At 57.1% G+C, this 14,009-nt stretch carries 14 protein-coding genes; 3 read left to right on the plus strand and 11 right to left on the minus strand.

The genetic code is table 11. The features are described 5' to 3' along the window. Positions 1–169: 169 nt before the first annotated feature. The 5 genes from livF to livK are packed head-to-tail and all read right to left on the minus strand — an operon-like array spanning position 170 to position 5,005. The gene (gene livF / locus IM291_RS20295) at positions 170–883 is read right to left on the minus strand and encodes a high-affinity branched-chain amino acid ABC transporter ATP-binding protein LivF (RefSeq protein ID WP_008500102.1); all 714 of its coding nucleotides are present in this window, start codon (positions 881–883) and stop codon (positions 170–172) included. Between the two features lies 1 nt (position 884). Next, positions 885–1,652, minus strand: coding sequence for a high-affinity branched-chain amino acid ABC transporter ATP-binding protein LivG (livG, locus tag IM291_RS20300; RefSeq protein WP_028015149.1), 768 nt, complete (start codon positions 1,650–1,652; stop codon positions 885–887). Then, a complete protein-coding gene (locus tag IM291_RS20305) occupies positions 1,649–2,926 on the minus strand; it encodes a high-affinity branched-chain amino acid ABC transporter permease LivM (RefSeq protein ID WP_045631383.1) in 1,278 nt (425 codons plus the stop codon). Before IM291_RS20305 ends, livG begins: the two co-directional genes overlap by 4 nt. After that, positions 2,923–3,849 (minus strand): high-affinity branched-chain amino acid ABC transporter permease LivH, encoded by a 927-nt coding sequence (livH, locus tag IM291_RS20310; protein WP_028015147.1) that lies wholly within the window; start codon positions 3,847–3,849, stop codon positions 2,923–2,925. Before livH ends, IM291_RS20305 begins: the two co-directional genes overlap by 4 nt. A gap of 46 nt (positions 3,850–3,895) precedes the next feature. Further along, positions 3,896–5,005, minus strand: coding sequence for a high-affinity branched-chain amino acid ABC transporter substrate-binding protein LivK (gene livK, locus IM291_RS20315; protein ID WP_028015146.1), 1,110 nt, complete (start codon positions 5,003–5,005; stop codon positions 3,896–3,898). A 424-nt stretch (positions 5,006–5,429) separates the two neighbouring features. Here livK and panM point away from each other — a divergent pair, with 424 nt between their 5' ends. Continuing rightward, positions 5,430–5,819 (plus strand): aspartate 1-decarboxylase autocleavage activator PanM, encoded by a 390-nt coding sequence (gene panM / locus IM291_RS20320; RefSeq protein ID WP_028015145.1) that lies wholly within the window; start codon positions 5,430–5,432, stop codon positions 5,817–5,819. Between the two features lie 95 nt (positions 5,820–5,914). Here the strand turns inward: panM and livJ are convergent, their stop codons facing one another. The 6 genes from livJ to ftsY all read right to left on the minus strand — a co-directional run bounded on the left by livJ (position 5,915) and on the right by ftsY (position 12,900). Further along, entirely contained in the window at positions 5,915–7,015 is a 1,101-nt protein-coding gene (gene livJ / locus IM291_RS20325) for a branched chain amino acid ABC transporter substrate-binding protein LivJ (protein ID WP_072201786.1), read from the minus strand. Between the two features lie 197 nt (positions 7,016–7,212). After that, positions 7,213–8,478 carry a 4-aminobutyrate--2-oxoglutarate transaminase gene (locus tag IM291_RS20330; protein ID WP_047366848.1) on the minus strand — a complete coding sequence of 422 codons (1,266 nt, stop codon included), beginning with the start codon at positions 8,476–8,478 and terminating at the stop codon, positions 7,213–7,215. Between the two features lie 136 nt (positions 8,479–8,614). Continuing rightward, on the minus strand, positions 8,615–9,472 hold the full coding sequence (gene rpoH, locus IM291_RS20335; protein WP_028015143.1) for an RNA polymerase sigma factor RpoH: 858 nt from the start codon (positions 9,470–9,472) through the stop codon (positions 8,615–8,617). A gap of 251 nt (positions 9,473–9,723) precedes the next feature. Next, positions 9,724–10,779, minus strand: a complete 1,056-nt coding sequence (ftsX, locus tag IM291_RS20340) for a permease-like cell division protein FtsX (RefSeq protein ID WP_028015142.1) — start codon at positions 10,777–10,779, stop codon at positions 9,724–9,726. Further along, a complete protein-coding gene (ftsE, locus tag IM291_RS20345) occupies positions 10,766–11,437 on the minus strand; it encodes a cell division ATP-binding protein FtsE (protein ID WP_003861525.1) in 672 nt (223 codons plus the stop codon). The genes ftsX and ftsE overlap by 14 nt, the downstream gene beginning before the upstream one ends. Before the next feature lie 2 nt (positions 11,438–11,439). After that, complete coding sequence (gene ftsY / locus IM291_RS20350) at positions 11,440–12,900, minus strand: signal recognition particle-docking protein FtsY (RefSeq protein ID WP_192987565.1); 1,461 nt, start codon at positions 12,898–12,900, stop codon at positions 11,440–11,442. Between the two features lie 127 nt (positions 12,901–13,027). Between ftsY and rsmD the strand changes: the two genes are divergently transcribed. Both rsmD and IM291_RS20360 read left to right on the plus strand, forming a co-directional pair. Beyond that, the gene (gene rsmD, locus IM291_RS20355; RefSeq protein ID WP_028015140.1) at positions 13,028–13,630 is read left to right on the plus strand and encodes a 16S rRNA (guanine(966)-N(2))-methyltransferase; all 603 of its coding nucleotides are present in this window, start codon (positions 13,028–13,030) and stop codon (positions 13,628–13,630) included. Further along, positions 13,614–13,895: a DUF1145 family protein gene (locus IM291_RS20360; protein WP_014882110.1), complete on the plus strand. Its 282-nt coding sequence runs from the start codon at positions 13,614–13,616 to the stop codon at positions 13,893–13,895. Before rsmD ends, IM291_RS20360 begins: the two co-directional genes overlap by 17 nt. Positions 13,896–14,009 lie beyond the last annotated feature (114 nt).

The raw sequence follows: 14,009 nt of genomic DNA on the forward strand, positions 1-14,009 counted from the left end.
ACTGTTTGTTTACAGATAAGTGACAGTAAAGGGTCAGGGGGATGATGGTTGTGTGAAGGGAATTAGGTGCTTCATTGGGTGCGGTCTGGTGCCCTCACCCCGGCCCTCTCCCACAGGGAGAGGGAGAAAACACTAAAAAAGGCAACTTGCGTTGCCTTTTTGCTTTTATCTAACCGCCTAAATACGCGCTCCGCACCGCTTCGTTCGCCAGCAGCGCGTCGCCGGTGTCTTCTAGCACCACGCGGCCGTTCTCCAGCACGTAGCCACGGTCAGCGAGCTTCAGCGCCTGGTTGGCGTTCTGCTCGACGAGGAAGATGGTCATCCCCTCTTTGCGCAGCTGCTCGATGGTGTCGAATATCTGCTGGATGATGATCGGTGCAAGACCGAGCGACGGCTCGTCCAGAAGCAGCAGACGCGGCTGGCTCATCAGCGCTCGGCCAATCGCCAGCATCTGCTGTTCACCGCCGGACATGGTGCCCGCACGCTGAATGCGGCGCTCCCACAGGCGCGGGAAGAGTTCGTACACCCACTTGATGCGGGTCTGGTATTCATCGCGGTGAGCGAAGAACCCGCCCATCGCCAGGTTCTCTTCCACCGTCATGCGGGAGAAGACGCGGCGCCCTTCCGGGACAATCGCCACCGCCTCACGCATGATTCTGGCGGTCTGCCAGTCGGTAATGTCTTTACCATCGAACACAATCCGACCGCTGGTGGCGCGCGGGTCGCCGCACAGGGTGCCGAGCAGCGTGGTTTTGCCCGCGCCGTTGGCGCCAATCAGGGTGACGATTTCACCCTGATTGATGTGCAGGCTGACGTCGTGCAGCGCCTGGATCTTGCCGTAGTGCGCATTGACCTTGTCGAACGTTAACATCGCTTTTTCCATCTTATGCCTCACCAAGGTATGCGCGGATCACGTCCGGGTTGTTGCGGATCTCTTCCGGCGTGCCGTTTGCCAGCGGCGTGCCCTGGTTAACCACGTAGATACGGTCCGAAATACCCATCACCAGCTTCATGTCGTGCTCAATCAGCAGGATGGTGGTGTCGTGATGATCGCGCAGCTCGGCAATCAGCTCGTCCAGCTCTTTGGTCTCTTTCGGGTTGAGGCCCGCCGCCGGTTCGTCGAGCATCAGGATCTCCGGCTGGGTCACCATGCAGCGCACAATCTCCAGTCGACGCTGGTCGCCGTAGGCCAGGTTGCTCGCCTGACGGTTGGCGTGCTGCAGCAGGCCGATGCGGTCGAGCCAGGTGGCGGCACGATCGAGCGCCTCCTCCTGCGCGCGGCGGAAGGCCGGGGTTTTCAGCAGGCCGGAGAACAGGCCGGTTTTCAGCTGCTGATGCTGTGCCACCAGCAGGTTCTCAATCACCGTCATCTCGCGGAACAAACGCACGTGCTGGAAGGTACGTACCACGCCCATGCGGGCAATCTGCTGGCCCGGCAGCCCTTCCAGGTGCTGGTCGCGCAGCATGATGGTGCCGCCCGTCGGCTTGTAGAAGCCGGTCAGACAGTTAAAGACCGTGGTTTTCCCCGCGCCGTTCGGGCCAATCAGGGAGACGATCTCTTTTTTATGCAGGTCCAGGTTCACGTTGTTGACCGCCAGCAGGCCGCCAAAACGCATCATCAGACCGTTTACGGATAATAATGGCTGACTCATGCCTGCTCTCCTTTCGCTTCCACATTCTTAAGCTTCAGCTGTGGACGCGTCATCGGCAGCAGACCCTGCGGACGCCAGATCATCATCAGCACCATCAAACCACCCAGCATCAGCATGCTGTATTCGTTAAAGTCGCGCATCAGCTCGCGAGAGACCACCAGCAGGATGGCCGCGAGGATAACGGCGAACTGCGAGCCCATCCCGCCGAGTACCACAATCGCCAGCACAAAGGCCGATTCGGCAAAGGTGAACGACTCGGGGCTGACGAAGCCCTGACGCGCGGCGAACAGCGTGCCGGCGAAACCGGCAAACGCGGCGCTGATGGTGAACGCGGTCAGCTTGATGCGGGTCGGGTTCAGGCCCAGAGAGCGGCAGGCGATCTCATCTTCGCGCAACGCTTCCCACGCGCGGCCCAGCGGCATGCGCAGCAGGCGGTTGATCACGAACAGGGTGATGACCACCAGCAGCAGCGCCACCAGGTAGAGCCAGATCACGCGGTCAGATGGGTCATATTTGATGCCGAAGAAGTTGCTGAAGGTATCCCAGCCGCCTTCGCGGGCGGTACGGCTGAACTCCAGGCCAAAGAAGGTCGGTTTTGGGATCTGGCTGATGCCGTTCGGGCCACCGGTCACTTCGGTGTTGTTGAGCAGCAGGATACGGACAATTTCACCGAAGCCTAAGGTCACAATCGCCAGGTAGTCACCGCGCAGGCGCAGTACCGGGAAGCCGAGCAGGAAGCCTGCGGCGGCAGAGACCAGCCCCGCCAGCGGCAGGCAGGTCCAGAAGCCGAGGCCGTAATAGTGGTTCAGCAGCGCAAAGGTGTACGCGCCGATGGCGTAGAAGCCGCCGTAGCCCAGCACCAGCAGACCTGAGAGCCCCACCACCACGTTCAGACCGAGACCGAGGATCACGTAGATCATGGTCAGGGTGGCGATGTCCACCGTGCCGCGCGACACCATAAACGGCCACGCCACGGCAGCCACCAGCAGCGCCACGAGGAACAGCTTCTGTTTTACCGTTGTACCGTCGATCGCCGGCAGGACGAATTTCGGTCCGGAGACATTTTTCAGCGTTTTCTGGAACAGCGGGCGCAGCAGCTGGAACAGGAACACCACGGCGGTGCCGATAAAGACCCACTGCCAGCGAATATCAGCTGCAGTATCGACAACGAGTTTGGTGCCATTCAGCTCAAGCTGGACGCCCATAAAGACGCTGGCCAGCACGAAGAACATGGCGGCAGAGAGCAGCGCCATTGCAAAATGCATCGGTTTCATACTTTCTCTACCTCCGGACGGCCCAGAATACCGGTAGGCATCACCAGCAGAACCAGAATCAGCAGGGCAAACGACACCACGTCTTTATATTCGGTGCTCAGATACGCCGAGGAGAGCGCTTCCGCCACGCCCAGGATCAGGCCGCCAATCATCGCGCCCGGAATGCTGCCGATGCCGCCCAGTACCGCCGCGGTGAAGGCTTTCATCCCGGCCATAAAGCCGATGTACGGGTTAATTACGCCGTAGAACTGGCCGAGCAGCACGCCAGCCACCGCCGCCATCGCCGCGCCAATCACGAAGGTCAGGGCGATTACGCGGTCGGTGTTAATGCCGAGCAGGCTCGCCATCTTCAGGTCTTCCGCGCACGCGCGGCAGGCGCGTCCCATGCGGGAGTAGCGGATGAACAGGGTCAGGGCGAGCATGGCGACAAAGGTCACGACCCAGATCACCAGCTGCATCGTGGTAATAGAGGCAGAGAAGTTTTCGCTGGCCCCCACAATCCACTGGCCGTTAAACAGGCTTGGCAGCGCCACGTCGCGCGAACCTTCGGTCAGGCTGACGTAGTTTTGCAGGAAGATCGACATCCCGATCGCGGAAATCAGCGCAATAAGACGCTTGGAGCTGCGCACCGGCCGGTAGGCCACGCGTTCGATGCTCCAGCCGTAGGCGCTGGCGATCACGATCGCGCCAACAAACCCGGCGGCGACCAGCAGCCAGCTGCTGTCGATGCCCATCATCATCAGCGCGGCGATAATCATAAAGGAGACGTAGCTACCGATCATGTACACCTCGCCGTGGGCAAAGTTGATCATGCCGATAATGCCGTAAACCATCGTATAGCCGATGGCGATCAGCGCGTAGGTGCTTCCCAGCGTGACGCCGTTAAACATCTGCTGCAAAAAGTAGAGAAACTGCTCGGACATATGCAAACCTTTTTATACCCGCCCGGTGAGCCGGGCGGTGGGATAATTATTTGGCGACCGAGGACGAACCGTCGGCGTGCCACTTAAAGACACCAAACTCAAATCCCTTCAGATCGCCTTTCTCATCCCAGTTCAGCGGCCCAATCACGGTGTTCGCCCCGTGTGCTTTTAAATCTTTCACCAGATCCAGCGGCTCTTTGCTGCCGGTACGCTCCAATGCGGTTGCCAGAGACTGCACGGCAGCGTAGGTGATCCAGACGTATGGTCCACTCGGATCTTTCTTCTGCGCCTTGAGCGCATCCACGATAGCCTTGTTGGCCGGATCCTGGTCATAGCGTTTTGGCATCGTCACCAGCATGCCTTCGGCAGAATCCCCTGCGATGTTTGACAGGGAGGCGTTGCCCACGCCCTCTGGCCCCATAAACTGGGTTTTCAGACCGGTGGCGCGCGCCTGGCGCAGCATCTGGCCCATTTCCGGGTAGTAGCCACCGTAGTAGACGAAGTCGATGTTCTCTTTTTGCAGACGGGCGATCAGCGCGGAGAAGTCTTTTTCGCCTGCGGTAATGCCGTCGAAGAAGACGATGTTCGCGCCGCCTTTTTTCAGGCCGTCCTGCACGGAGCGCGCCAGGCCTTCGCCGTACTGCTGCTTGTCATGAATGATGGCGATACGCTGTGGCTTAACGGTCTCGAGGATGTATTTGGCCGCGGTTGGCCCCTGAGAGGAGTCCAGACCGGCGGTACGCATGATGTGCTGGTAACCGCGCTGGGTCAGCTCCGGGTTGGTGGCGCCCGGAGTGATCATCAAAATACCTTCGTCTTCGTAGATATCGGACGCGGGCTGGGTGGAGGATGAGCACAGGTGGCCGATGACGTACTGAATCCCGTCGTTGACGATTTTGTTGGCGACCGCAACGGCCTGTTTCGGATCGCAGGCGTCGTCATACTCCACGCCTACCAGCTTGTCGCCCTTGATGCCGCCTTTGGCGTTGATGTCTTTGATGGCCTGACGCGCGCCGTTAAACTCCATGTCACCCCACTGGGCAACAGGGCCGGACATCGCACCGACTACCGCAACTTTAATCTCTTCCGCCATGGCCGCATGCGAGATCGCCAGTGCAACCATTCCCGCGATAAATGTCTTCGCGTTCCTTTTCATCTCAGAATCCCCATTCGTGATGTCGTGTTTATATTTTGTTTTATTATGGTTAAAAAGCATTCTGTACTTTTAATGAACAACGCTATTTTTACCAGTGCCTTTAATGGTTTAGCGCAGTTTTTTGTCAAAAACCAGACTAAAATCTCTATTTTTCAGGCGATTAAGGAAAGATAATATTCTGAAATCAGGCAGAGATAAACAAATAAAAGTGCAGTTTGCAGCATAAAATAACGGTACAAAGCGCCGAATAAATCGCTGCCATTCAGGTTAAAATTCTGCTTATTTTTCGATCCATGTGTTTTCACACTGCCCATTGCATTGCTAAAAAACTAATCACCTGGTTAATGAGAATAAAAAGAGGAAGCCGCTGAGTGAATAAATTGAGTACACTGCCTCTACTCAATTTGCTTTGGACAAGCTGCTAATGAAACTGACTATCGTGCGTCTGGTGACCTTTAGCGACCAGGATCATATCGACCTGGGCAAGATCTGGCCGGAATATTCCCCTTCGTCGCTGCATGTCGACGAGAACCATCGCATTTATGCCGCGCGCTTCAACGAGCGCCTGCTGGCCGCGGTTCGCGTGACCCTGAGCGGCACGGAGGGAGCGCTGGACTCGCTGCGCGTGCGTGACGTGACCCGTCGTCGCGGTGTGGGACAGTATTTAATTGAAGAAGTGATCCGCGAAAACCCGAACGTAAACTCATGGTGGATGGCCGACGTGGGCGTGGAAGACCGCGGCGTGATGGCAGCGTTTATGCAGGCGTTAGGGTTTACGGCGCAGGAGAGCGGGTGGGAGAAGCGTTTGGGATGAATTGTGCGGTGCGGCATGATGCCCTCACCCCGGCCCTCTCCCACGGGGAGAGGGTGCAAACACTAAAATGGCAACCTTACGGTTGCCATTTGCGTTTATTTGGCGTCTGTCGCCGTTCCGTTAGCATGCCAGTCAAACACGCCGAACTCGAAGCCCTTCAGATCGCCCTTTGCGTCCCAGGAGAGCGGCCCCATCACGGTTTCCACCGTGTTGGCTTTCAGCCAGGTGGCAATCTCAGCCGGATCGGCTGACTGGTTCAGACCCGCCTGCAGAGACTGCAGCGCTGCGTAGGTGGTCCAGACGAACGCGCCGCTTGGATCCTGCTTCTTCGCCTTGATGGCATCTACGATAGGTTTGTTCGCTGGCACCTGGTCGTAGTTCTTCGGCTTGGTCACCAGCAGACCTTCGGCAGATTCACCCGCGATGTTAGACAGGGAAACGTTCGCCACGCCTTCCGGGCCCATGAACTGGGTTTTCAGACCCGCCGCGCGCGCCTGGCGCAGGATCTGGCCCATTTCCGGGTGGTAGCCGCCGTAGTAAACGAAATCGATATTCTCTTTCTTCAGACGCGCCACCAGGGTGGAGAAGTCTTTCTCGCCGGCGGTGATCCCATCAAAGAAGACCACGTTGGCATTGCCTTTTTTAAGACCGTCCTGCACCGCACGGGCCAGACCTTCACCATACTGCTGTTTGTCGTGAACAATCGCGATACGCTGCGGCTTCACTTTTTCAAGTATGTACTTAGCCGCCGTTGGGCCCTGATCGGAGTCCAGACCGGTGGTACGCAGGGTCAGCTTGTAGCCGCGCGCGGTCAGCTCCGGTGCGGTCGCAGCCGGGGTGATCATCAGAATACCTTCGTCTTCGTAGATGTCAGACGCGGGCTGAGTAGAAGAGGAGCACAGGTGACCGATAACGTATTTGATGCCGTCGTTGACCACTTTGTTCGCCACCGCGACCGCTTGCTTCGGGTCACAGGCATCGTCGTATTTTACGATCTGCAGTTTTTCGCCCTTGATGCCACCCTTAGCATTAATGTCTGCAACCGCCTGTTCTGCGCCCGTAAATTCCTGGTCGCCGTACTGTGCTACCGGACCGGACATTGCGCCCACCACGGCCACTTTAATATCTGCCTGCGCCATGGTGCTGAATGCCAACGCGATACATCCTGCCAGTAACGCTTTACCCTTCATGTTCATCCTGAGATTCCCCATTATTATGGTTATTACGATTGTTGTGATGTTGTTGTGCAGCGCTTTATTTCAGTTATTGGTGTGCTGTTCGCGCTTTTTCAGCATACTCTGCTAAAACATACCCCATTTTTATGATTTTGGAATAGCTAATTTGAAATGAATATATGATAAGCCCGACAGGATTTACCGCCGGGCTGGTGGCTTTAACGTGTCAGCGACGCGGAGATAATGTCCAGCGCTTTACGGAACTGCGCTTCGGGGATGGTAAGCGGATAGAGGAAGCGGATCACGTTGCCGTAAACGCCGCAGCTCAGGAGCAGCAGCCCTTCGTTCAACGCGCGCTCCTGCACCTGCCGGGTGAATTCCGGCGACGGTTGCCCGGATTGCGGATCGTTAAACTCTACCGCGACCATCGAGCCCTGGGCACGGATGTCGGCGATGAACGGGCAGTTTTCCTTCGCTTTGTTGAGCACTTCTACCAGATGATGGCCGAGGTGCGCCGAGCGCGTGCAGAGATCTTCCTCATCAATCACGTCCAGCACCGCGTGCGCCGCGGCAATCGCCAGCGGGTTACCTGCGTAGGTACCGCCCAGACCGCCAGGTGCAGGCGCGTCCATCACCTCGGCGCGGCCCGATACCGCTGAGAGCGGCATCCCGCCCGCGAGGCTTTTTGCCATGGTGATCAGGTCCGGCTTCACGCAGTGGTGTTCCATCGAGAACAGCTTGCCGGTGCGGGCGAAGCCGCTTTGCACCTCGTCGGCAATCAGCAAAATTCCGTGGGTATCGCACAGGGCGCGCAGCGCCTGCATAAAATCAGCGGGCGCAATGTTGAACCCGCCCTCTCCCTGAACCGGTTCGAGAATAATGGCCGCCACCTGGTCTGGGGCGATATCCGCCTTAAAGATGCGCTCCAGGCTTTTTAATGCTTCCGCCGTGCTGATGCCGTGCAGACCGTCAGGGAATTGAGCGTGGTATACCGAACCGGGGAACGGGCCGAAACCCAGCTTGTACGGCGCGACCTTACCGGTCAGCGCCATGGTCATAAAGGTGCGACCGTGGAACGCGCCGCCGAAGGTGATAAGGCCGGGGCGTCTGGTATACGCGCGGGCAATTTTGACCGCGTTTTCGACCGCTTCAGCACCCGTCGAGAAGAAGGCGGTTTTGGCCGGGCCGTTAATCGGCACGCGCTGGTTGATGCGCTCGGCAAGCGCCACATAGCCCTCATACGGCACAATCTGGTAGGCCGTGTGGGTAAAAGCGTGGAGTTGTTTTTCGATAGCGGAGATAACTTTGGGATGGCGATGGCCGGTATTCAGCACCGCGATCCCGGCGGCGAAGTCGATGTACTCATTGCCTTCCACGTCCCACACCGTGGCGTTTTCGGCTTTATCAGCATAGAAGTTACACATCACGCCGATGCCGCGCGGCGTCGCCTGTAAACGCCGGTCATTCAGTTCGTTATTTTTCACCCTGACCCCCTGAGAAAATCGCCTGCTTAGCGCATCAGTAAGTGTTTGCCAGGGGGGAGAAATTCGCCAGAGCGGGCGCTAAAAAAACAAAACCCCCGAATTTGCATTCGAGGGCTCTCGGTGTACTTCGCGGTAATTACGCTTCGATAGCAGCGCGAAGTTTTTTCATGGCGTTCTTTTCAAGCTGACGGACACGTTCCGCAGAAACGCCGTAGCGGTCAGCCAGCTCCTGCAGCGTGGACTTGTTGTCTTCGTCCAGCCAGCGGGCGCGGATAATGTCCTGGCTACGCTCGTCGAGGCCTTCCATCGCATGGGTCAGCTTGTTCGCGGCCTGATCTTCCCAGTTGTCCTCTTCAATGCCGTCGGCAAAGTTAGAGGTTTTATCCTGCAGATACAGAACCGGTGCCATCGGCTGGCTGTCAGATGCGTCGTCGTCGGAGGACATATCAAAGGTCATGTCCTGTGCGGCCATACGGGATTCCATCTCACGGACGTCTTTGCTGGATACACCCAGCTCGCGCGCCACCATTTCCACTTCATCCTGATTGAACCAGCCCAGACGCTGCTTAGTTTTACGCAGGTTGAAGAACAGCTTACGTTGCGCTTTTGTCGTGGCGACTTTCACGATACGCCAGTTGCGCAGCACGTATTCATGAATTTCTGCTTTGATCCAGTGTACGGCGAAGGAGACCAGTCGCACGCCCACTTCCGGGTTAAAGCGACGTACAGCCTTCATCAGGCCGATGTTACCTTCCTGAATCAAGTCCGCCTGCGGCAGGCCATAGCCCGCATAGTTACGAGCAATGTGAACAACAAAGCGCAGGTGAGACAGGATCAGCTTTTTCGCTGCTTCCAGATCGCCCTGGTAATGCAGCTTTTCAGCAAGCTCCTTTTCTTCCTCGGCCGTTAACATCGGCCAGGTGTTCGCAGCCCGGATGTAAGATTCCAGGTTACCAACAGGGGCTAAAGCTAAAGTTTGCATTTCTTTGGTCATTCATTCCTCTCAATGTTTCTTCTGGTCCAGGCTGTCCCCGTCAGGCAACAACCATGCCAAAGCGTTTGAGCAACGAGATTAGCATCCACTCTTTTATCAGACAGTGATTTTATCCACAAGTTCCAGGTGCAACGGTGAATAAATTACGCACAAAATGTGACATGGAGATGATAACAGGGGAAGAGACAACAGGGACGCTTTCCCTGCAGAGCGAACATCTCGGTGCAGGGAAAGATTATATCACGCTTTTATTAGTCGGGAGTAAAGTGGCGTAAATGTTGAACCGTTGCCAGCCATGCGGCAATCCAGCCGATCATGGAGCACACCAGCAGCAACAGCAGGCACTCATCAAAGCCTAAGCCACTGATATCAAACTTAGTTCCGAAAACCTGCGCCACTTCTGTGACGGCAGACGAAAGCCGCATCACCAAAATTTCTGACAATATCAGTGAAAGAAATGCGCCGGAGAAACCGAGCAGTGCGCCACCGTAGAGGAACGGACGCAGGATGAAACCATCCGTTGCGCCAATCAGTTTTTGCACGTTGATGGTATCGCGACGCGCAAAGATGCTCAGACGCACGCTGTTACCGATGACGAGGAACACCGCCGCCACCATCAGCACGCCGATCATCGCCGACACGCGCCCCACCAGCCCGGTCAGCGCCGCAAGACGGGCAAACCAGCTGTCGTCCATGCGCACTTCATCAATCCCGTTGATGCGTGTGATGCGGTCACGCAGGGTATTCAGAGAATCGGTACCCTGGAAATCCAGCTTCGGGATCACCACCGCCACGGCGGGCAGCGGGTTCTCTTCCAGCATGTCCAGCGCGCCGCCAAAGCCTGACCAGTTACGGAACTCGCCCAACGCTTCTTCACGGGAGAGATAATTCACCTTCTCCACGCCCTGTTCGGCCTGGATTTGCCCGACCACCTGCGCCGCCGCGTTATCGTCGAGCGCTTTATCCAGATAAACGGTGATCTGCGGTGACGGGTAATACTGCGAAGCCGCCTGGTTGACGTTCTTATAGACCATGTAGCAGACGCTTGGCAGCGTCAGGGAGATGGCAATCACCATCACCGTCAGGAACGTCGCCAGCGGTTTGCTTTTCAGGTCCTGCAGCGCGCCGTGGAAGGCGTAGCGCACCTGTTCGTTAAACACGTTGGTCTTGCGGGAGGCCGGTTTCGGCGCCGCTTTCTGGCGCTTAGGCGCATTACGATTGCCGTCACCGCCGCCCTGCGGCTTACGGAAACGGTCGAACCGGTTGCCGAACTGCCGAATCTGGTTCATTGCATCACGCTTGTTCACCGTGGCCTCCGTGCAAATGCCCGTCGCTCAGGGTCAGCATGCGGTACGAACGACGGGAAATCAGCCCCATGTCGTGCGTCGCCATCAGTACCGTTACCCCTACGCGGTTGAATTCCTCAAACAGACGCAAAATCCCTTCGGACAGGGCATCGTCCAGGTTACCGGTCGGTTCATCCGCCAGCAGTACGGCAGGCTTGTTCACCACCGCGCGGGCGATGCCCACGCGCTGCTGTTCACCGCCGGAAAGCTGGATCGGGAAGTTCTTCGCTTTGTCCAGCAGCCCGACCTTGTCCAGCGCCGCAGAGACGCGACGGCGGATATCGTCATAGCTGGCGCCGGCAATAATCAGCGGGATCGCCACGTTATCGAAAACGGTGCGATCCATCAGCAGGTGGTGATCCTGGAAAATCATGCCGATCTGACGACGCAGAAACGGCACTTCGCGGTTTTTCAGACGGCTAATTTCGTGGCCGCTGAACCAGATTTTCCCGGCGCTTGGCCGTTCGATCCCACAGATAAGCTTGAGCAGGGTACTTTTCCCCGCGCCGGAATGGCCGGTCAGGAATGCCATCTCGCCTGGCTGCAGGTGGAACGTCACCCCCTGCAGCGCTTGTCTCCCACCGAGATAGGCCTTGCTGACGTGTTCAAAGCGAATCATTGTTAGTCCTCTCGGGCAAATAATGCCTCAATAAAGTCGTCCGCCTTAAACGGACGTAAATCCTCAATACGCTCGCCCACACCGATGTAGCGGATAGGAATGCCGAACTGGTCGGCCACGGAGAAGATCACCCCGCCTTTCGCGGTGCCGTCCAGTTTGGTCAGCGTGATCCCCGTCAGTCCTACCGCTTCATGGAACAGCTTCGCCTGGCTAATGGCGTTCTGCCCGGTGCTGGCGTCGATAGTCAGCATAATTTCATGCGGTGCATCTTCGTCCAGCTTCTTCATGACGCGAACGATTTTCTTCAGCTCTTCCATCAGGTGCGATTTGTTTTGCAAACGCCCTGCGGTGTCAGCAATCAGCACGTCCACGTTGCGCGACTTCGCCGCCTGGATGGCATCGAAAATCACGGATGCGGAATCCGCGCCGGTGTGCTGGGCAATCACCGGAATGTTGTTGCGCTGGCCCCACACCTGGAGCTGCTCAACCGCTGCCGCACGGAAGGTATCGCCCGCCGCCAGCATCACCGATTTGCCCTGCTGCTCAAACTGGCGCGCCAGCTTGCCGATGGTGGTGGTTTTACCCACGCCGTTAACGCCAACCATCAGAATAACAAATGGCGTTTTGCCTTCAATATTAAGCGGTTCGTCAACTTTTGCGAGAATTTCACCCATCTCGTCTTTCAGCAGGCCGTACAGCGCCTCGGCGTCGCGCAGCTGTTTGCGGCTCGCCCCTTCGGTCAGGTTGGCGATGATCTTACGGGTAGTTTCCACGCCCACGTCCGCAATCAGCAGCTGCTCTTCCAGCTCTTCAAACAGATCGTCGTCGATCTTCTTGCCGCGGAAAAGACTGATAAATCCGGAACCTAAGTTTTCTTTGGTTTTGAGCAGGCTGCGCTTCAGGCGCGCGAAGAAACCTTCTTTGGTCGGTTTTTCCTGCTCCTGAACGATCTCTTCTTCGGCCTGCTCTTCCACCGGCACGACGATTACCGCTTCTTCAGCCGCTTCCGCCGCCAGCGCCTGAGCTTCCAGCTCTTCGTCGGTCAGCTCTGGCTCAAGTGCCGCCTCTTCTTCCACCGCCTCAACGATTTCAACGGTTTCCGCTTCGGCCTGCCACTCTTCGGCAGAAACCTCTTCAGCTTTAACCTCTTCGGGCAGCGGCAGCGCTTCGTGTTCGATAGCGGCCTGCGGCGCTTCGGTAAGGGTTTCTACGATAACCGGCTCTGGCTTCTCGCTCTCCTGAACCTGCTCAGTGACCTCAACCACCTCTTCAGCAAAGGATTCAATCTCTTCTTTGCTGTGCGCTGGTTCTTCCGCTTCGACAATCGCAGCGGTTTCGACAGGCGTTTCAGGCTGTGACTGCTCTTCTATAACCTGTTGCTCTTCGGTTTTCTGTTCTGTTTCTTGCTCTTTTTCACCGAAACCCAACCAGGAAAAGAAGCCACGTTTTTTTTGTTTTGCCATCTGCGACTACACTCCTCGCGGCGCTATATACAGGGAAGCTAAAAAAATGATGAAATAGTCTAACACTTTACTTAATTGACATCACCGCCCGCAATCGCAGGGCTATGGTTAACAGAGCTTTCCAGAGATGAAGAAACCCACCCGCGCCCCGGCCGGTCAAATTCGCATTATCGGCGGCCAGTGGCGAGGCCGGAAATTACCGGTGCCGGACAGCCCCGGTTTACGCCCTACAACCGACCGCGTTCGCGAGACGCTGTTTAACTGGCTTGCCCCATCAATGGTAGACGCCCACTGCCTGGACTGCTTCGCCGGAAGCGGTGCCTTAGGGCTGGAGGCGCTGTCGCGCTACGCCGCCAGCGCCACGCTGCTGGAGATGGAGCGCGGCGTTGCGCAGACGCTGCAGCAAAATCTGGCGACGCTGAAGGCGACGAACGCGAAAGTGGTCAACACCAATACGCTGAGCTTCCTCGCGCAGCAGGGTACGCCGCATAATGTGGTCTTTGTCGACCCGCCGTTCCGCAAGGGGTTGCTGGAAGAGACGTTATCCCTGCTGGAGCACAATGGCTGGCTGGCGGATGACGCGCTGATTTATGTAGAAAGCGAAGTGGAAAACGGCCTGCCACCCGTTCCCGTTCACTGGGATCTGCACCGCGAGAAGGTCGCAGGCCAGGTGGCTTATCGTCTGTATCACCGTCAGGCACAAGGAGGATCCGATGCCGGTACTGATTAACCTGGGACGCTTGCTGATGCTGGGCGTCTGGGCATTTTTGATTTTGAATCTGGTGCACCCGTTCCCGCGCCCGTTGAACATCTTTGTTAACGTGGCGCTGATTTTCACCTCGTTCATGCACGCCCTGCAGATGGTGATGCTGAAAAACGGCCTGCCGAAAGATGGCCCGCCGATGACCGGCTGGCAGCAGCTGCGGGTGTTTATTTTCGGCGTGTTTGAACTGCTGGTGTGGATGAAGAAGTTTAAGGCGCAGGTGAAGAAGTAAGGTGCGGTGTGATGCCCTCACCCTAACCCTCTCCCACTGTACGGTCCGGGGACATAGTGAACACTTGTTCGGGGACATGGTAGACACTTACAACTGAGGCATAAGAACCCGTTT

The organism is Enterobacter cloacae complex sp. P27C (assembly GCF_014895705.1).
Classification (GTDB): domain Bacteria; phylum Pseudomonadota; class Gammaproteobacteria; order Enterobacterales; family Enterobacteriaceae; genus Enterobacter; species Enterobacter bugandensis.

Bases quoted from the DNA above. Each gene is read 5' to 3' on its own strand.
- livJ (WP_072201786.1), bottom strand. From the start codon at position 7,015: ATGAACATGAAGGGTAAAGCGTTACTGGCAGGATGTATCGCGTTGGCA.
- livF (WP_008500102.1), bottom strand. From the start codon at position 883: ATGGAAAAAGCGATGTTAACGTTCGACAAGGTCAATGCGCACTACGGC.
- rsmD (WP_028015140.1), top strand. From the start codon at position 13,028: ATGAAGAAACCCACCCGCGCCCCGGCCGGTCAAATTCGCATTATCGGC.
- IM291_RS20305 (WP_045631383.1), bottom strand. From the start codon at position 2,926: ATGAAACCGATGCATTTTGCAATGGCGCTGCTCTCTGCCGCCATGTTC.
- ftsE (WP_003861525.1), bottom strand. From the start codon at position 11,437: ATGATTCGCTTTGAACACGTCAGCAAGGCCTATCTCGGTGGGAGACAA.
- livK (WP_028015146.1), bottom strand. From the start codon at position 5,005: ATGAAAAGGAACGCGAAGACATTTATCGCGGGAATGGTTGCACTGGCG.
- livH (WP_028015147.1), bottom strand. From the start codon at position 3,849: ATGTCCGAGCAGTTTCTCTACTTTTTGCAGCAGATGTTTAACGGCGTC.
- ftsY (WP_192987565.1), bottom strand. From the start codon at position 12,900: ATGGCAAAACAAAAAAAACGTGGCTTCTTTTCCTGGTTGGGTTTCGGT.
- panM (WP_028015145.1), top strand. From the start codon at position 5,430: ATGAAACTGACTATCGTGCGTCTGGTGACCTTTAGCGACCAGGATCAT.
- rpoH (WP_028015143.1), bottom strand. From the start codon at position 9,472: ATGACCAAAGAAATGCAAACTTTAGCTTTAGCCCCTGTTGGTAACCTG.
- livG (WP_028015149.1), bottom strand. From the start codon at position 1,652: ATGAGTCAGCCATTATTATCCGTAAACGGTCTGATGATGCGTTTTGGC.
- IM291_RS20360 (WP_014882110.1), top strand. From the start codon at position 13,614: ATGCCGGTACTGATTAACCTGGGACGCTTGCTGATGCTGGGCGTCTGG.